At 72.3% G+C, this 17,038-nt stretch carries 13 protein-coding genes; 6 read left to right on the forward strand and 7 right to left on the reverse strand.

Translation table 11 applies throughout. The features are described from left to right. Positions 1–53: 53 nt before the first annotated feature. The 5 genes from ACTWJ9_RS21465 to ACTWJ9_RS21485 all read right to left on the reverse strand — a co-directional run bounded on the left by ACTWJ9_RS21465 (position 54) and on the right by ACTWJ9_RS21485 (position 7,072). On the reverse strand, positions 54–1,103 hold the full coding sequence (locus tag ACTWJ9_RS21465) for an ABC transporter substrate-binding protein (RefSeq protein ID WP_388702430.1): 1,050 nt from the start codon (positions 1,101–1,103) through the stop codon (positions 54–56). A 130-nt stretch (positions 1,104–1,233) separates the two neighbouring features. Then, positions 1,234–2,397, reverse strand: a complete 1,164-nt coding sequence (locus ACTWJ9_RS21470; RefSeq protein WP_279335865.1) for an acyl-CoA dehydrogenase family protein — start codon at positions 2,395–2,397, stop codon at positions 1,234–1,236. Positions 2,398–2,403: 6 nt separating this feature from the next. Continuing rightward, complete coding sequence (locus ACTWJ9_RS21475) at positions 2,404–3,351, reverse strand: hydroxymethylglutaryl-CoA lyase (RefSeq protein WP_279335866.1); 948 nt, start codon at positions 3,349–3,351, stop codon at positions 2,404–2,406. Next, on the reverse strand, positions 3,348–5,429 hold the full coding sequence (locus ACTWJ9_RS21480) for an acetyl/propionyl/methylcrotonyl-CoA carboxylase subunit alpha (protein ID WP_443295910.1): 2,082 nt from the start codon (positions 5,427–5,429) through the stop codon (positions 3,348–3,350). Before ACTWJ9_RS21480 ends, ACTWJ9_RS21475 begins: the two co-directional genes overlap by 4 nt. A gap of 26 nt (positions 5,430–5,455) precedes the next feature. Continuing rightward, the gene (locus ACTWJ9_RS21485; protein ID WP_384204646.1) at positions 5,456–7,072 is read right to left on the reverse strand and encodes a carboxyl transferase domain-containing protein; all 1,617 of its coding nucleotides are present in this window, start codon (positions 7,070–7,072) and stop codon (positions 5,456–5,458) included. An 85-nt stretch (positions 7,073–7,157) separates the two neighbouring features. Here ACTWJ9_RS21485 and ACTWJ9_RS21490 point away from each other — a divergent pair, with 85 nt between their 5' ends. The 3 genes from ACTWJ9_RS21490 (at position 7,158) to ACTWJ9_RS21500 (ending at position 10,059) form a co-directional block, all read left to right on the forward strand. Continuing rightward, a complete protein-coding gene (locus ACTWJ9_RS21490; RefSeq protein WP_279335868.1) occupies positions 7,158–7,790 on the forward strand; it encodes an SACE_7040 family transcriptional regulator in 633 nt (210 codons plus the stop codon). 209 nt (positions 7,791–7,999) lie between these two features. Then, complete coding sequence (locus ACTWJ9_RS21495) at positions 8,000–9,157, forward strand: acyl-CoA dehydrogenase family protein (RefSeq protein WP_279338046.1); 1,158 nt, start codon at positions 8,000–8,002, stop codon at positions 9,155–9,157. Between the two features lie 35 nt (positions 9,158–9,192). Further along, positions 9,193–10,059 (forward strand): acyl-CoA thioesterase, encoded by an 867-nt coding sequence (locus tag ACTWJ9_RS21500; protein ID WP_279335869.1) that lies wholly within the window; start codon positions 9,193–9,195, stop codon positions 10,057–10,059. On the opposite strand, the gene ACTWJ9_RS21505 is transcribed toward ACTWJ9_RS21500, so the two are convergent. Both ACTWJ9_RS21505 and ACTWJ9_RS21510 read right to left on the reverse strand, forming a co-directional pair. Continuing rightward, a complete protein-coding gene (locus ACTWJ9_RS21505) occupies positions 10,060–10,860 on the reverse strand; it encodes a phosphatase (protein ID WP_279335870.1) in 801 nt (266 codons plus the stop codon). A gap of 129 nt (positions 10,861–10,989) precedes the next feature. Continuing rightward, on the reverse strand, positions 10,990–12,537 hold the full coding sequence (locus tag ACTWJ9_RS21510) for a PucR family transcriptional regulator ligand-binding domain-containing protein (protein ID WP_443294618.1): 1,548 nt from the start codon (positions 12,535–12,537) through the stop codon (positions 10,990–10,992). 228 nt (positions 12,538–12,765) lie between these two features. Here ACTWJ9_RS21510 and ACTWJ9_RS21515 point away from each other — a divergent pair, with 228 nt between their 5' ends. From ACTWJ9_RS21515 to ACTWJ9_RS21525, 3 genes are read left to right on the forward strand one after another with little or no spacing between them, the layout of a single operon-like run. Next, a complete protein-coding gene (locus tag ACTWJ9_RS21515; protein ID WP_443294619.1) occupies positions 12,766–14,226 on the forward strand; it encodes a sodium:solute symporter in 1,461 nt (486 codons plus the stop codon). A 56-nt stretch (positions 14,227–14,282) separates the two neighbouring features. Next, positions 14,283–15,305, forward strand: coding sequence for an agmatinase (speB, locus tag ACTWJ9_RS21520; RefSeq protein ID WP_443294620.1), 1,023 nt, complete (start codon positions 14,283–14,285; stop codon positions 15,303–15,305). Further along, a complete protein-coding gene (locus ACTWJ9_RS21525) occupies positions 15,302–16,987 on the forward strand; it encodes a thiamine pyrophosphate-binding protein (RefSeq protein WP_443294621.1) in 1,686 nt (561 codons plus the stop codon). The genes speB and ACTWJ9_RS21525 overlap by 4 nt, the downstream gene beginning before the upstream one ends. Positions 16,988–17,038 lie beyond the last annotated feature (51 nt).

A 17,038-nucleotide genomic window follows, 5' to 3' on the forward strand; every position in this document is an offset into this window, starting at 1 on the left:
GGCTGCGGGGACGGTCACGTAGGACTCCCGGGGGAGGGTTCAGGCGGGGGCGGTCAGCTGACCTTCTTCGCCTTCTCGATGGCCTCGGCGAGGTTGTCGAGCAGCGGGGTGCACTTGTCGTAGGACAGGATCGGCTCGGCGGAACGCGCGATGACCTGACCGGCCTTGACCGCGGGGAGCTTCTTCCAGGTCGCCTCGGCGATGTCGGCGGGCTGGATGGCCGAGCTGCGGTCGTCCATGATGATGACGTCGGCCTGGTGCTTGTCGACGTTCTCCCAGCTGAGGCTCTCGAACCAGCCGCCGGTCGGCTTCTTGGCCTCCTCGGTCGGCTCGACGAAGTTCACGCCGAGCGCCTTGAAGTACTCCAGGTCGGCGGAGAGATTTGTGCCGGAGACGTAGAACAGCTCCGGGCTCGCCGAGCCGGCCATCACCTTGATGTCGGGGTGGGCCTTCGCGGCCTTGCGCAGCCGCTCGGACGCCGCCTCGAAGCGCTTCTTCGCGTCGACGACCGCGGCGGCCTTCATGTCGCCGCCCAGCGACTCGGCCAGCTCCCACATGCGCTCGAGCGGCGCGGTCAACTGGCGGTCGTAGACGGATACGGCGACACTCGGCGCGAGCTTGGCGATCTTGTCCTTGGACGCCTCGGGGACGTACCAGAGGGTGCCCGCGTCGTCGAAGGTGGTGGAGACGAGGACCTCGGGGGCGAGGGTGGCGTACTTCTCCACGTTGAACTGGTCCCAGACGTTGCCCAGGACGGTCACCTTGCTGACGTCCATGTCGCCGGCCTGGACGTCGGCCTTGCCGTCCTTGGTCCTCGTCGGGCCGAAGACGCCCTTGACCTGGACGCCGTAGTCGTACAGGGCCGCGGCGACACCGGTGAACGCGACGATGTTCGCGGGTACCTTGTCCAGCTTCACGGTGGTGCCGCGGTCGTCCTCGAAGGACCAGGGACCGGACTCGGGCCCGGCGGACCCCGGTGCGTCCGATCCACCGCTCTTCGCGTCCCCGTCGCCGCAGGCCGCGAGCGCGGCACCGAGTCCGAGAGCGCCACCGGCGGCGAGCAGGCCGCGACGGGAGAAACGGGCGGTTCTGGCGTTCGACATGACGGGGTCTGCTTTCGTGCGTGCGGAGCAGGTGGGTGCGGGCGGGCCCGCGGGCCCCTGGCTGGAGCCAGACTTAGGTTAGCCTAACCTCAGATTTTGTCCAGAGGTGCGGACCGCCCGCCCCGCGCCGTCAGCCCGCCGTCAGTCCCAACTCCCGGGCGATCAGCATCCGCTGGACCTCGCTCGTGCCCTCGCCGATCTCCAGGATCTTGGAGTCGCGCCACATACGGGCCACCGGATACTCGTTCATGAAGCCGTAGCCGCCGTGGATCTGGGTGGCTTCGCGGGCGTTGTCCACGGCGACCGTGGAGGAGTACAGCTTGGCCACCGCCGCCTCCTTCTTGAAGGGCTCACCGGCCACCAGCCGGCTCGCCGCGTCCCGCCACGCCAGACGGGCCGTGTGGGCCTTCATCTCCATGTCGGCGATCTTGAACTGGATGGCCTGGTTGGCGCCGATCGGACGGCCGAACGCGTGCCGCTCCCCGGCGTACTTCACCGACTCGTCCACACAGCCCTGCGCCAGCCCCGTGCCCAGCGCCGCGATGGCGATCCGGCCCTCGTCGAGGATGCGCAGGAACTGGGCGTAGCCCCGGCCCTCCTCACCCAGCAGGTTCGCCGCCGGGACGCGGACGTCGGCGAACGACAGCTCCCGGGTGTCCGACGCGTTCCAGCCGACCTTCGAGTACGGGGCCGCCACCGTGAAGCCCGGGGTGCCGGACGGGACGATGATCGCCGAGATCAGCGGCTTGCCGTCGGGCTTCCGGCCGGTGACCGCCGTGACCGTGACCAACCCGGTGATGTCCGTGCCCGAGTTGGTGATGAAGCACTTGGTGCCGTTGATCACCCACTCGTCCGTCGACTCGTCCAGCCGGGCCGTGGTGCGGGTCGCGCCCGCGTCGCTGCCGCCGTCCGGCTCCGTCAGCCCGAACGCGCCCAGGATCTCGCCCGAGCACAGCCGGGGCAGCCACGCGCGCTTCTGCTCCTCGGTGCCGAAGAGGTGGATCGGCATCGCGCCCAGCGAGACACCGGCCTCGAGCGTGATCGCCACCGACGAGTCCACCCGGGCCAGTTCCTCCAGGACCAGGCCCAGCGCCAGGTAGTCGCCGCCCATCCCGCCGTACTCCTCCGGGAAGGGCAGGCCGAACAGGCCCATGCGGCCCATCTCCCGGACGATCTCGTACGGGAACTCGTGCCGCTCGTAGAAGTCGCCGATCTTCGGCGCGACGACGTCGTGCGCGAACTCCTCGACCGTGCGGCGGAGTTCTTCCAGTTCGGGGGAGAGCTTGTGGTCCATGGTCGTTCACGACTCCTGGTGGGAGAGGGCTCGGACGGTGCGGGACGGGCTCTGTCGGCCCAGGTGGGCGGCCATCCAGACGCTTGTGGCGACCAGACGGCCGAGATCGACACCGGTCTCGATGCCGAGACCCCGCAGCATCCATACGAGGTCTTCGGTGGCGAGGTTGCCGGTGGCGGACTTCGCGTACGGGCAGCCGCCCAGCCCGCCGGCGGAGGCGTCGACCGTGGTGACGCCCTGCTGGAGCGCGGCCAGTGTGTTGGACAGGGCCTGGCCGTAGGTGTCGTGGAAGTGGACGCCCAGGGCGGACACGGGGACGTCCGCCTCGGTGAGCGCGGTGAGCAGGGCCGTCACATGGCCCGGGGTGGCCACCCCGATGGTGTCGCCCAGGCTCAGTTCGTCGCAGCCCAGGTCGAGCAGGGCCCGGCAGACCCGCACCACCTGCGGGACGGGGACGGCGCCCTCCCAGGGGTCGCCGAAGCACATCGACAGATAGCCGCGGACGTGGACGCCCTCGGCCTTCGCCCGGCCCACCACCGGCGCGAACATCGCCAGCGCCTCGTCCACCGTGCGGTTGAGGTTGGCCTGGGCGAAGGACTCCGTGGCACTGGCGAACACCGCCACCCGGCGGGCGCCCAGCGCCAGCGCGCGGTCGAGGCCCCGCTCGTTCGGCACCAGGACCGGCAGCGACACCGGCAGGTCGGCCACCGCCGGGAACAGCTCCTCGGCGTCCGCCAGCTGGGGCACCCACCCGGGGTGGACGAAGCTCGTCGCCTCGATCGTGGTCAGGCCCGTGCCGGCCAGGCGGCGGATGAACTCCGCCTTCACCACCGCCGGGACGGTCGCCTTCTCGTTCTGCAGTCCGTCGCGCGCGCCGACCTCGTGGATCCGCACGCGGGCGGGCAGCCCTTCGGCCGGTACGACCATGGGCAGGACCGGTTCCGGGGCGTTCATGCCGTCTCCTTCTGCACGGGTGACTCCACAGGCGACTCCGCGGGTGTCTTTGCGGACGGCTCCACAGCTGTCTCCGCGGGCGCGATGACCGCCAGTACCTGGTCCATCGCGACCGTCGTGCCCGGGGACACGTCCAGCTCGGTGACCGTGCCGGCGTGCGGGGCGGAGATGACGTGCTCCATCTTCATCGCCTCCACCACCAGCAGACTCTGGCCCGCGCTCACCTCGTCGCCGACGGCGACCTTCACCACTGTCACCGTGCCGGGCATCGGCGCGGTCAGCGAGTCGGCGCCCGCCTGGCCCGCCCGGGTGAGGGACGCGGCCACCGGGTCGTGGTCGCGCACGTGCCAGGCGTCGCCGTCCCGGCCGAGCCAGGTGCCGTCCGGCAGGGCGGCGAAGGTGTGGGCGACGCCGTCGAGCGCGAAGGTGAACCGGTGCCCGTCCACCGGGCCCGCGGACCCCCGCAGCGGGATGTCCGCCCCGGGAAGCAGCAGTTCCGTGCCCCCGTCCGGGGTGCTGCGCACGCGCACGGTCACCGGGTCGTGGCCCGACACGTGCAGGTGGTGCGCCGTCCACGCCCGCTCACCGCCCATGCGCCAGCCGTCGGCGGCGGCGAACGGATCGGCCCAGCCGGAGCCGTCGGCGGGCGCGAGGGAGGCCTGGCGCAGCAGCGCCGCCGCCGCGTACGTCTCCGCGGGCACCCCGTCCGGTACGAGACCGTCCACCTCACGCTCGACCAGTCCCGTGTCCAGCTCGCCCGACACCACCGCCGGGTGCGCGAGCAGCCGCCGCAGGAACCCGGCGTTGGTCTGCACGCCCAGCGTCACCGTCTGAGCCAGCGCCGCCCGGAGCCTGCGCAGCGCGGTCGCGCGGTCGGGGCCGTGGGCGATCACCTTGGACAGCATCGGGTCGTAGAGGCTGCCGACCTCCGTGCCCTCGGTGAGGCCGGAGTCCGTGCGGACGCCCCCGCCCTGCGGTTCGCGCAGGTCCAGCACCGTGCCGCCGGAGGGGAGGAAGCCGCGCGCGCCCTCTTTCACAGATACGGTCTCCGCGCAGATGCGGGCCTCCACCGCGTGCCCGGTGAGCCGCACGTCCTCCTGCCCGAACGCCAGCCGCTCGCCCGCCGCCACCCGCAGCTGCCACTCCACCAGGTCCAGTCCCGTGATCAGCTCGGTGACCGGGTGCTCCACCTGGAGGCGGGTGTTCATCTCCATGAAGTAGTACGAGGCCGGGTCGTTGCCCGGGACGATGAACTCCACCGTGCCCGCGCCCCGGTAGCCGCAGGAGCGGGCCGCCTGCACGGCCGCCTCGCCCATCGCGGCCCGGGTCGCCTCGTCGAGGAGCACACTGGGCGCCTCCTCGATGATCTTCTGGTGGCGGCGCTGGAGGGAGCACTCGCGCTCGCCCAGATGGACGACACCCCCGTGGCCGTCGGCCAGGACCTGGATCTCGATGTGCCGGGGGCGGTCGATCCACCGCTCGACCAGCAGCGTGTCGTCGCCGAAGGAGGCGCGGGCCTCGCGCCGCGCGGCGGCGATCTCGTCGGCCAGCACCGAGGCGTCCCGCACCAGCCGCATGCCCTTGCCGCCACCGCCCGCCGACGGCTTCAGCAGCACCGGCATGCCGATCCCGCGGGCGGCCTCGGCGAGCTGCTCGTCGGTGAGGCCGCTGCCGCTCGAACCCGGGACCACCGGGACCCCGGCCGCCCGCACCGTCTCCTTCGCGCGGATCTTGTCGCCCATCAGGGCGATCGCGTCGGCGCCCGGCCCGACGAAGACCAGCCCCGCCTCCGCGCACGCCCGCGCGAACCCCGCGTTCTCGGCGAGGAACCCGTACCCGGGGTGGACGGCCCGGGCGCCGGTGCGGGCGGCGGCCGCCAGCAGCCGCTCCACCGACAGGTAGCTCTCCGCGGCGGCCGCCGGTCCGATCCGTACCGCCGTGTCGGCCTCCCGGACGTGCCGGGCGTCGGCGTCCGCGTCGGAGTACACGGCCACCGAGCGCACGCCCATCGACCGCAGGGTGCGGATGACCCGGACGGCGATCTCGCCCCGGTTGGCCACCAGCACCGTCTCGAACATCTGATCAGTCATCGTCAGGGGTCCCCTCACATCCGGAAGACGCCGAACTGGGGGTCACCCAGGGGCGCGTTGGCGCACGCGGTCAGGGCCAGGCCCAGGACCTGCCGGGTGTCCATCGGGTCGATCACGCCGTCGTCCCAGAGACGGGCCGTCGCGTAGTAGGCGTTCCCCTGGTGCTCGTACTGCGCGCGGATCGGGGCCTTGAAGGCGTCCTCGTCCTCGGCCGGCCACTGCTCCCCGCGCCCCTCCAGCTGGTCCCGCTTGACGGTGGCGAGGACGGAGGCGGCCTGCTCACCGCCCATCACCGAGATCTTCGCGCCCGGCCACATCCACAGGAAGCGGGGCGAGTACGCCCGCCCGCACATCGAGTAGTTGCCCGCCCCGTACGACCCGCCGACCACCACCGTCAGCTTCGGCACGCGGGTGCAGGCCACCGCCGTCACCATCTTGGCGCCGTGCTTGGCGATGCCGCCCGCCTCGTAGTCCTTGCCGACCATGAAGCCGGAGATGTTCTGCAGGAAGACCAGCGGGATGCCGCGCTGGTCGCACAGCTCGATGAAGTGGGCGCCCTTCTGGGCGGACTCGGAGAACAGGATGCCGTTGTTGGCGACGATCCCCACCGGGTGGCCGTGGATCCGGGCGAAGCCGGTGACCAGGGTCTGCCCGAACTCCGACTTGAACTCGGCGAACCGGGAGCCGTCCACGACCCGCGCGATGACCTCGCGGACGTCGTAGGGCGTGCGGGAGTCCACCGGCACCGCGCCGTACAGCCCCGCCGGGTCCACCTTGGGCTCGACGGCCTGCTCCACCCGCCAGGGGAACTCGCCCCGCGCGGGGAGCGTGGAGACGATGGTGCGGACGATCCTGAGCGCGTGCGCGTCGTCCTCGGCGAGGTGGTCGGTGACGCCCGACACCCGCGAGTGGACCTCGCCGCCGCCCAGCTCCTCCGCCGTGACCACCTCGCCGGTGGCCGCCTTCACCAGGGGCGGGCCGCCGAGGAAGATCGTGCCCTGGCCGCGGACGATCACCGCCTCGTCGCTCATCGCCGGGACGTACGCCCCGCCCGCCGTGCAGGAGCCGAGCACGGCCGCGATCTGCGGGATGCCGGCACCGGACATCCGGGCCTGGTTGTAGAAGATCCGCCCGAAGTGGTCCCGGTCCGGGAACACCTCGTCCTGCATCGGCAGGAACGCCCCGCCGGAGTCCACCAGGTAGACACAGGGCAGGCGGTTGTCCAGGGCCACCTCCTGCGCGCGCAGGTGCTTCTTCACCGTCATCGGGTAGTACGTGCCGCCCTTGACGGTGGCGTCGTTGGCGACGACCACGCACTCGCGCCCGCCGACCCGCCCGATCCCGGCGATCACACCGGCCGCCGGGGCCTGCCCCTCGTACATCCCGTCGGCCGCCAGCGGGGCCAGCTCCAGGAAGGGCGAACCGGGGTCGAGGAGCGTGTCCACGCGCTCGCGCGGGAGCAGCTTCCCGCGCGCCGTGTGCCTGGCCCGCGCCCGCTCGCCGCCGCCGAGCGCGGCCGCGGCCAGCTTGGCGCGCAGCTCCTCGACGAGGGCGCGGTGCGCCTCCTCGTTGGCCCGAAAGGACTCCGACGCGGGATCGGCCGCGCTGTGAAGCTCCGGTGCCTCGTGCATCCTGCGGTCCCCTCACTGGTTAATGAGCGTTAACGCGTTCCCCTCAGGTTAACGAGCGCTAACCCCGCTGTCTAGAATCGTCTCCATGGCCACCAGAACCGACGCCCCGACCCGCCGCGAGCAGATCCTCAAGGAGGCCGCGCGGCTCTTCGCCGAGCGCGGGTTCCACGGCGTCGGGGTCGACGAGATAGGCGCCGCGGTCGGCATCAGCGGGCCCGGCCTGTACCGGCACTTCCCGGGCAAGGACGCGATGCTCGCGGAACTGCTGGTGGGGATCAGCGGCCAGTTGCTGACCGGTGCGAAGCGGCGGCTCCAGGAATTCGGCGAGGTCGGCGGGGCCGACGGGGGCGGCGGGGTCGGCGGGGCGGATCCCGAGGCGGTCCTGGACTCGCTGATCGAGGGCCACATCGACTTCGCGCTCGACGACCGCCCCCTCATCACCCTGCACGACCGTGAACTGGACCGCCTGCGGGACACCGACCGCAAACTGGTGCGGCAGCTGCAGCGGCAGTATGTCGAGCTGTGGGTCGGGGTGGTGCGCGAGCTCTACCCGGAGCTGGCCGAACCGGCCGCCCGCTCGGCCGTGCACTCGGTGTTCGGCCTGCTCAACTCCACCCCGCACCTCGGCCGCCCCGGCGCCCTGCCCGGCCGCGCCACCACGGCCGTCCTGCTGCACCGGATGGCCCGCGGCGCCTTCGCGGCGGCGGGCACCCCCTGAGAGCTCCGGCGGGCACCCCCCGACTCCGGCGGAGTGACGAGCGTTACGGGGCCTCCACTCTGGACGACTGTGGCTACCCGCCGGTATCTTCACTGTCTGAGCAAGCGCTTAGCCACGTGGGCCGCAACCATCCATTGAGAAACCCCCACGGCGAGCAACCACATACGCGAGAGCGGCGCCGGTTTAGGCGCAAAGAAGGGATGGCGACGGTGCGCCGTACGGTGTTCAACGAGGACCACGAGGCTTTCCGGGAGACCATCCGCGACTTCATCGAGGCCGAGGTCGTCCCGGTCTACGACGAGTGGTTCGCGGCGGGCCAGGCGCCCCGCGACTTCTACTACAAGCTCGGTGAGCTGGGCATCTTCGGCATCAACGTGCCCGAGGAGTTCGGCGGCGCGGGCATGGAGAGCTACAAGTTCGAGGCCGTCCTCTACGAGGAGACCGCTCGCGCGGGCGTCCAGTTCGGCGGCTCCGGCGTGCACGTGCTGCTCGCCCTGCCCTACATCAAGATGCTCGCCACCGACGAGCAGAAGAAGCGTTTCCTGCCGAAGTTCACCACCGGCGAGGAGATGTGGGCCATCGCGATGACCGAGCCGGGCACCGGCTCCGACCTCGCGGGCATGAAGACCACCGCCAAGCTGAGCGAGGACGGCACCCACTACGTCCTCAACGGCGCCAAGACCTTCATCACCGGCGGCGTCCACGCCGACAAGGTCATCGTCTGCGCCCGGACCGCCGCCCCGACCGCGGAGGACCGCCGCTTCGGCATCTCCCTCTTCGCCGTCGACACCAAGTCCGAGGGCTACTCCGTCGGCCGCAAGCTGGACAAGCTCGGCCTGAGGACCTCCGACACCGCCGAGCTGGCGTTCGTCGACGTCAAGGTCCCCGTCGAGGACCTGCTCGGCGAGGAGAACAAGGGCTTCTCCTACCTCGGGCACAACCTGGCCTCCGAGCGCTGGGGCATCGCCTTCGGCGCCTACGCGCAGGCCAAGGCGGCCGTCCGGTTCGCCAAGAGTTACGTGCAGGAGCGCACCGTCTTCGGCAAGCCGGTCGCCCACTTCCAGAACACCAAGTTCGAACTGGCCGCCTGCCAGGCCGAGGTGGACGCCGCCGAGGCGGTCGCCGACCGCGCCACGGAGGCCCTGGACGCCGGCGAGCTGACCCCCGCCGAGGCCGCCTCCGCCAAGCTGTTCTGCACCGAGGTCGCGCACCGCGTCATCGACCGCTGCCTCCAGCTGCACGGCGGCTACGGCTACATGAACGAGTACCCGATCGCCCGCCTGTACGCGGACAACCGCGTCAACCGCATCTACGGCGGCACCAGCGAGATCATGAAGTCGATCATCGCCAAGGACATGGGTCTGTAGAACACCCGGAATCCCCGACGCATACAACTGACCCCATGAGTCAGGCACTACAGGAACTCCTCGATCTGCTCGACCTCGAGCAGATCGAGGAGAACATCTTCCGTGGCCGGTCCCGCTCCGTCGTCGTCCCCCGCGTCTTCGGCGGGCAGGTCGCCGCGCAGGCCGTGGTCGCCGCCGGGCGGACCGTCCCCGCGGACCGGCCCGCGCACTCCCTGCACGCGTACTTCCTGCGCCCCGGCGACCCGGGCGCGCCCATCGTCTACACCGTCGACCGGATCCGCGACGGCCGCTCCTTCACCACCCGCCGGGTCGTCGCGGTCCAGCACGGCCAGCCGATCTTCCACCTCTCCGCGTCCTTCCAGACGTACGAGGAGGGCCTGGACCACCAGGATCCGATGCCGCCCGCGCCGGACCCGGCCGCGCTGCCCACCTCCGAGGAACGGCTCCGCGACTACGACCACCTCGACCCCGACGTCGTGGAGCGCTTCCTGGAGGCCCGCGCCGCGGTCGACCTGCGCTACGTCGACGAGCCGCCCTACGGCCGCTTCGGAGAGCCCCGCGAACCCCACTCCCAGGTGTGGTTCCGCACCAACGGCAAACTGACCGACGACCCCCTGCTGCACGTCGTCCTCGCCACGTACGTCTCCGACATGACGCTCCTGGACTCGGTGCTGCTCGCCCACGGCCGGGGCGGCTGGGCGGTGGGCGACGTGGTCGGGGCCTCCCTCGACCACGCCATGTGGTTCCACCGCCCGTTCCGCGCCGACGAGTGGCTGCTGTACGACCAGCACTCCCCGTCGGCGCACGGCGGCCGCGGCCTCGGCCAGGCCGGCATATACACCCAGGACGGCCGCCTCGCGATCTCGGTCATCCAGGAGGGCGTGGTCCGCGTCCCCCGGTGATCAGCGGGCGTTCTGCTCCAGCCCCGCCTCCGCCAGCAGGTACGCCGTCATCGGGTCGTAGTGGCGGGGGCTGACCACGTGGTCGTCGAGGGGCACCGTCACCTGGACGGTGCCCTCCGCCTCCGCGAGGAACAGCGCCGGGTCGTTGCAGTCGGCGTAGCCGACGGAGTCGACGCCGTGCTGTCCCGCGTACCCCGCCCAGCCGTGGTCGGCGACCACCAGGTCGGGCAGCGGGCGGCCCTCCCGCTCCAGGGCGGTGAGGATGGCCTTCATCGGCTCCCCGGAGTGGGTGTGCCACAGCGTGGCGCCGTGCTCCAGCACCGCCACGTCCGCGAACTGCATCACGTACCCCTCCTCCGTGGCCAGCCCGTCCGGGATCACCACGATCTCGCAGCCGGCGGCCCGCAGCGCGGCGGCCGTGGCACGGTGCACGTCGAGCAGGCCGCCGGGGTGGCCGGTGGCGAACAGCACCCGCTGCCGCCCGTCCGCCGCCTTGCGCAGCCGCCTTGCCATCCGCTCCAGGGCGGCCACGGTCAGCTCCGGGTCGATGGTGTCCTGGCCGTACCGGTGTTCGGCGTCGTCGCTGACCCCGACCCGTTCCGCCATCACCGCGAGCACGTCCTGCTCGTCGCTCCAGCGGTCGCCGAGCTCCAGGCCGAGCCAGAAGTGGCGGTCGCCGTTCGCCAGTTTGCGGTAGTGGGAGAGGTTGTTCTCACGCGGTGTGGCGACCTCGCCCGCGATGCGCGTGGCGGTGAGGTGGCGGAGGAGTTCGGCGCGGCTGGGGGTCCCGGGTATCGGCATGCCCCCATTGTGGAGCAGAGCCCTGTGGGCGTCCCCCGGCGTATCGCCTCCTGGGACGTGCGTCACCTACTCGGAACGCCTCCGTACGGATACTCAGTGGGCCCGGCCCGGGGCGGTGGTGCCGGGTACTCAGGTGCGGCGCAGGGCGAACCACAGCTCCATGCGTACGTCCGGGTCGTCCAGGTCCGTCTCCAGCAGGGCCGCGCACCGTGCGATCCGCTGCCGCACGGTGTTGCGGTGCACGGCCAGGGCCACCGCGGTGCGGTCCCAACTGCCGTGCAGGGAGAGCCAGGTGCGCAGGGTGTCCACGAGGGCGGGGGAGCCTTCGACGGGGGCGAGCAGCAGACGGGCGTGGGCGTCCGCGTCCGCCGGGGCGACCAGGTCGTCCAGCGCGGGGCGGGTGCCGTGCACGACGAGCGGCACCCGGGTGGCGCGGGCCCGGGCCAGGGCGCGGGCCGCCTGGGTGTCGGCCGCGGGCCAGTCCTGCGGGGCGACGGCGGCACTGACCCCCAGGGTCCAGCCGGGCGGCGCCTGGGGCTCCCGCCCGGCGGGGACGAGCACCCGCACGACCCCGCCCGCCGGATCCACCAGCGCCGACCCGAGCGCGGCACCGAGCGCGGAGGCCGCCAGGGCGTCGGGGGCCTGCGCGTTCGGGGTCTGCGCGTTCGAGGCCGGTGTGTCCGGGCCCCGCGCGTCCGGCCGCGCGTGCACGACCCGCCACCGCTCCCCGCCGAGCAGCGGCGCCACCTCCTCCGGCTCGCCCCCCAGCAGCAGCCGCACGAGCGCGGCGGAGCGGGCCGCGCCGGTGCCGCTCTGCTGCTCACCGGTGAGCAGGGCGAGCAGGACGGCGGCCACCGACGCGATGGCGTGGTCCCCGGAGTCCGAGCGCGGAGCCGCGACGCCGAGCACGAACCCGTGACCGGCACCGAGCGCGTACGCGGTCAGCCGGACCCCGGCGAGCGTGTCGGCGGCGGAGGCGGGCGCGGGACGGCCGGGGCCGTCGCCGGGTGCCGGGGCCGGCCGGTGGCCGGTACCCGCCGGCCGTACCACCCGGGCCAGCCGCGCCAGCGCCGCCCCGCTCTCCGCACCCGGGTCACGGCCCGCCGTGGCGAGTTCCGTGCCCTCCGGGCCGAACAGCACGGCCCGGCCGCCCAGCCGGCGGGAGAGCTGGTGCAGCACGGCCGGCACCGGGTTCGGGCGGGCGGCGGCGGACGCGAGGCTCTGGTGGGCCTCCGTCACCCGGCGCAGCTCCGCCAGCCGGGCCTGCGCCATCAGCTGCCACACCGCGCGGGCCACCCCGGAGAACGTGGTCCGCGGCGGCACCTCCAGCAGCGGCAGCCCGTGGAGCTCGCAGGCGGCGGCCAGCGCCTCCGGCACCGTGTCGTGCACCGGCGCCAGACCGAAGCCCAGGGCCACCCCGCCCGCCGCCACGATCCGGGAGGCGTACGCGTCGAAGTACCCCGGGCCCGCCCCGTCCGGGATGTGCACGCCCGCCGACAGCAGCAGCTCCCCGCCCAGCAGGTACGGGTACGGGTCCGCCATCTCCGAGGTGTGCACCCAGTGCACGACGATGTCCGGGCCCGACGGCCCGGCGACCCGGCGCAGCCCCAGATCCTCCCGCGCCAGGAGGGCGTCCAGGGGCACCGGGGGCGTGGGCGGGACCATGGGATCCGACATGGTGGACGTTTCCTCCATCCCGTTCGCTCTCAATGGATGAAACGTACACTTCGCAGTCGCTTTCCGGCCACCTAGTGTCAGGTCCGACCGGCAGCCCTCGGGTGCGGGCGGACCTCTTCGCGACGCAGTACGCGGACCCCCGCCGCACCCCGCGACGAGCCACCGGACAACTTCCAGCTGCACGACACCCCGACGACACCCCGACGACAGTGCGCGAAGGAGGCCGACATGGCCGTCGACTACCTGGTCATCGTCTTCTACATGGCCGCCATGCTGGCCATGGGCTGGTGGGGCATGCGCCGTGCCAAGTCCAAGAGCGAGTTCCTGGTGGCGGGCCGCCGCCTGGGCCCCGCCATGTACTCGGGCACCATGGCCGCCATCGTCCTCGGCGGCGCCTCCACCATCGGAGGCGTGGGCCTCGGCTACAAGCACGGCCTCTCCGGAGCCTGGATGGTCTTCGCCATCGGCCTCGGCCTGCTGGCGCTCTCCGTCTTCTTCTCCGCCCGCATCGCCCGCCTGAAGGTCTACACCGTCTCCGAGATGCTCGACCTGCGCTACGGCGGCCGGGCCGGCATCATCTCCGGCGTCGTCATGTGGGCGTACACCCTGATGCTCGCGGTCACCTCGACCATCGCCTACGCCACGATCTTCGACGTCCTGTTCGACATGAACCGCACCCTCGCGATCATCCTCGGCGGTTCCGTCGTGGTCGCCTACTCGACGCTCGGCGGCATGTGGTCGATCACCCTGACCGACATGGTGCAGTTCGTCGTCAAGACGATCGGCGTGCTGCTCCTGCTGCTGCCGATCGCGGTGGTCAAGGCCGGCGGCTTCAGCGAGATGAAGGCGCAGCTGCCCACCGGGTACTTCGACCCGCTGGGCATCGGCGGCGAGACCATCTTCACCTACGTGCTGATCTACACGTTCGGCATGCTGATCGGCCAGGACATCTGGCAGCGCGTGTTCACCGCCCGCAGCGACAGCACCGCCAAGTGGGGCGGCACCGTGGCCGGCACCTACTGCCTCGCCTACGCCCTCGCCGGCGCCGTCATCGGCACCGCGGCCAAGGTGCTCTACCCCGACCTCGGCAGCGCCGACGACGCCTTCGCCACCATCGTCAAGAACGAACTCCCCATGGGAGTGCGCGGACTGGTGCTGGCCGCCGCGCTCGCCGCCGTGATGTCGACCTCCTCCGGCGCGCTGATCGCCTGCGCCACCGTCGCCAACAACGACATCTGGGCGCGACTGCGCGGACTCACCTCGGCCCCGGGCACCGACCGCGACGAGGTCAGGGGCAACCGCGTCTTCATCCTCCTCATGGGCCTCGCCGTGATCGGCACGGCGATCGCGCTGAACAACGTCGTCGAGGCGCTCACCGTGGCGTACAACCTGCTCGTCGGCGGCCTCCTGGTGTCCATCCTCGGCGGACTGCTGTGGAAGCGCGGCACCGCGCAGGGCGCCCTCGCCTCCGTCACCGTCGGCGGTCTCGCGGTCATCGGCCTGATGGCGACCTACGGCATCCTGGCCAACGAGCCCATCCTCTACGGCCTGTTGTCCTCGCTCGCGGTCTACGTCGTCGTCTCCCTGGCGACCAAGCCCACCGACGAGGCCGTCCTCGCCGCCTGGCGGGAACGCCTGGCCGGCCGCACCCCCGAACCCGTGTCCGAAGAGGCCACTGTCGCCCAGTAGAGTCACAGGGCAGGCAGGAACATACGCGACGAAACGCAGGAAAGAAGGCAGTCCCCATGAGCAGCAACGAGACGCCCCGCGGGCCCGTCGACTCCTCCCGCGTCCCCCGGTACGCGGGCCCCGCGACCTTCGCCCGGCTGCCCCGCCTGGACGAGGTCGGCCGCACCGACGTCGCCGTGGTGGGCGTGCCGTTCGACTCGGGCGTCTCCTACCGGCCGGGCGCCCGCTTCGGCGGCAACGCCATCCGCGAGGCGTCCCGGCTGCTGCGCCCCTACAACCCCGCGCAGGACGCCTCCCCCTTCGCCCTCGCCCAGGTCGCGGACGGCGGCGACATCGCCGTCAACCCGTTCAACATCAACGAGGCCGTGGAGACCGTCGAGGCCGCCGCCGACGACCTCCTCGGCACCGGCGCCCGCCTGATGACCCTGGGCGGCGACCACACCATCGCCCTGCCGCTGCTCCGCTCGGTCGCCAAGAAGCACGGCCCGGTCGCCCTGCTCCACTTCGACGCCCACCTGGACACCTGGGACACCTACTTCGGCGCCGAGTACACCCACGGCACCCCCTTCCGCCGGGCCGTGGAGGAGGGCATCCTCGACACCTCCGCCCTCTCCCACGTCGGCATCCGCGGCCCGCTCTACGGCAAGCAGGACCTCACCGACGACGAGAAGATGGGCTTCGGCATCGTCACCTCCGCGGACGTCTACCGCCGGGGCGCCGACGAGGTCGCCGACCAGCTGCGCCAGCGCATCGGCGACCGCCCGCTGTACATCTCCATCGACATCGACTGCCTGGACCCGGCCCACGCCCCCGGCACCGGCACCCCCGAGGCCGGCGGGCTGACCTCCCGCGAACTCCTGGAGATCCTGCGCGGACTGGCCTCCTGCAACCTGGTCTCGGCGGACCTCGTCGAGGTGGCCCCCGCCTACGACCACGCCGAGATCACCTCGATCGCCGCCTCCCACACGGCGTACGAGCTGACCACGATCATGTCCCGCCAGATCGCCGCGGCGCGCGCCGACATCACCGGCAACGCCAGCAACACCGACAACGCCGACAAGGAGGGCACGGCCAAGTGACCCACGACCACGACCTGGTGCTGCGCCCGACGCCGGCCCAGACGGAGGCCGCGCTCAACCCTCCCCCCGGCCGCAACGGCGGCGACCTGGTCGTGGAGACCCTGGCCGGGCTCGGCGCGACCACCGTCTTCGGCCTGCCCGGCCAGCACGCCCTCGGCATGTTCGACGCCCTGCGCCGCTCCGACCTGAGGTACGTCGGCCTGCGGGTGGAGAACAACGCCGGTTTCGCGGCGGACGCGTACGGCCGGATCACCGGCGAGGCGGCGCCCCTGCTGCTCTCGACCGGCCCGGGCGCGCTGACCTCGCTGCCCGCGCTCCAGGAGGCGGCGGCCGCCTCCGCCCCCGTCCTGGCGATCAGCAGCCAGATCCCGACGGCCGGGCTGGGCGGCGGCCGCCACGGCTACCTGCACGAACTGCCCGACCAGTCGGCCTCGTTCCGGGGTGTGGTCAAGTCCGTCCACACGGTGCGGACCGCGTCCCAGATCCCGTCGGCGATCACTGAGGCCTGGAAGTCGGCCCTGACGGTGCCGCACGGTCCGGTGTGGGTGGAGATCCCGCAGGACGTCCTGCTCGCCCAGACCACCCTGCCGCAGGTGACGGCCATGGACGCCACCCCCGACGAACTGCCCCCGCGCCCCGAACTGACCGCGGTGGCCGCCCACCTGCTGTCCACCGCCACCCGCCCGGCGATCATCGCGGGCGGGGGAGTGGTCCGCGCGGACGCCTCCGGCAAGCTGCGGCAGCTCGCCGAGCTGATCCAGGCACCCGTGGTCACCACCCCCGGCGGCAAGGGCGCCTTCCCCTGGACCCACCCGCTGTCCCTCCAGTCCTGGCTGGAGGACCGCCACACGACGGACTTCCTGGAGGACGCCGACGTCCTCCTGGTCGTGGGCTCCGGACTGGGCGAACTCTCCTCCAACTACCACACGTTCACACCGCGCGGCCGGATCGTCCAGATCGAGGCCGACCTCGGCAAGCTGGAGTCCAACCACCCGGCGCTCGGCATCCACGCGGACGCCCGCCTCGCCCTCCAGGCCCTGCTGGAGACGGCGGAGCCGCGCGAGGACAGCACGGCCCCGGAACGCGTCCGCACCCTGCTGTCGAAGGTCACCGACCGCATCGACGCTCAGGAACTGGCCTTGGAGCAGCAGGTGTTGACGGCCGTCCGCCGAGCCCTGCCCGCCACCTCGCCCTCCTTCTGGGACATGACGATCCTGGCCTACTGGGCCTGGTCCGCCTTCGACGCCCAGGGCCCCAACCACCTGCACTCCGCCCAGGGCGCCGGCGGCCTCGGCTACGGCTTCCCGGCCGCCCTCGGGGCCGCGGTCGCCGACCCCACCCGTCCGGTCCTGGCGGTCTCCGGTGACGGCGGCGCCCTGTACTCCATCGCCGAACTGGCCACCGCCCGCCAGTACGACCTCGACGTCACCTGGCTGATCGTCGACGACGGCGGCTACGGCATCCTGCGCGAGTACATGACCGACACCTTCGGCGAGCCCACGGCCACCGAGCTGACCCGCCCGGACTACGTCGCCCTCGCCGAGTCCTTCGCCGTCCCGGCCGTACGCACCACCCCCGAAACCCTGGAACACGACCTGACCCAGGCCCTGTCGACCCCGGGCCCGTCGGTGGTCGTCCTCCCGGCCGTCCTGCGCATGTTCGCCCCGACCCACCTGGACTGAACGGCCGCCGACCGAACCCCCTGTTAAAATAGGCGAATTGGCCTCCGGTGT

The sequence above is a fragment of the Streptomyces sp. GDS52 genome (assembly GCF_052246875.1).
Taxonomy (GTDB): Bacteria; Actinomycetota; Actinomycetes; order Streptomycetales; family Streptomycetaceae; genus Streptomyces; species Streptomyces cathayae.

Excerpts from the sequence above, each read along its gene's own strand:
- ACTWJ9_RS21465 (WP_388702430.1), bottom strand. The coding sequence starts at position 1,103 with ATGTCGAACGCCAGAACCGCCCGTTTCTCCCGTCGCGGCCTGCTCGCC.
- ACTWJ9_RS21470 (WP_279335865.1), bottom strand. The coding sequence starts at position 2,397 with ATGGACCACAAGCTCTCCCCCGAACTGGAAGAACTCCGCCGCACGGTC.
- ACTWJ9_RS21475 (WP_279335866.1), bottom strand. The coding sequence starts at position 3,351 with ATGAACGCCCCGGAACCGGTCCTGCCCATGGTCGTACCGGCCGAAGGG.
- ACTWJ9_RS21480 (WP_443295910.1), bottom strand. The coding sequence starts at position 5,429 with ATGTTCGAGACGGTGCTGGTGGCCAACCGGGGCGAGATCGCCGTCCGG.
- ACTWJ9_RS21485 (WP_384204646.1), bottom strand. The coding sequence starts at position 7,072 with ATGCACGAGGCACCGGAGCTTCACAGCGCGGCCGATCCCGCGTCGGAG.
- ACTWJ9_RS21490 (WP_279335868.1), top strand. The coding sequence starts at position 7,158 with ATGGCCACCAGAACCGACGCCCCGACCCGCCGCGAGCAGATCCTCAAG.
- ACTWJ9_RS21500 (WP_279335869.1), top strand. The coding sequence starts at position 9,193 with ATGAGTCAGGCACTACAGGAACTCCTCGATCTGCTCGACCTCGAGCAG.
- ACTWJ9_RS21505 (WP_279335870.1), bottom strand. The coding sequence starts at position 10,860 with ATGCCGATACCCGGGACCCCCAGCCGCGCCGAACTCCTCCGCCACCTC.
- ACTWJ9_RS21510 (WP_443294618.1), bottom strand. The coding sequence starts at position 12,537 with ATGTCGGATCCCATGGTCCCGCCCACGCCCCCGGTGCCCCTGGACGCC.
- ACTWJ9_RS21515 (WP_443294619.1), top strand. The coding sequence starts at position 12,766 with ATGGCCGTCGACTACCTGGTCATCGTCTTCTACATGGCCGCCATGCTG.
- speB (WP_443294620.1), top strand. The coding sequence starts at position 14,283 with ATGAGCAGCAACGAGACGCCCCGCGGGCCCGTCGACTCCTCCCGCGTC.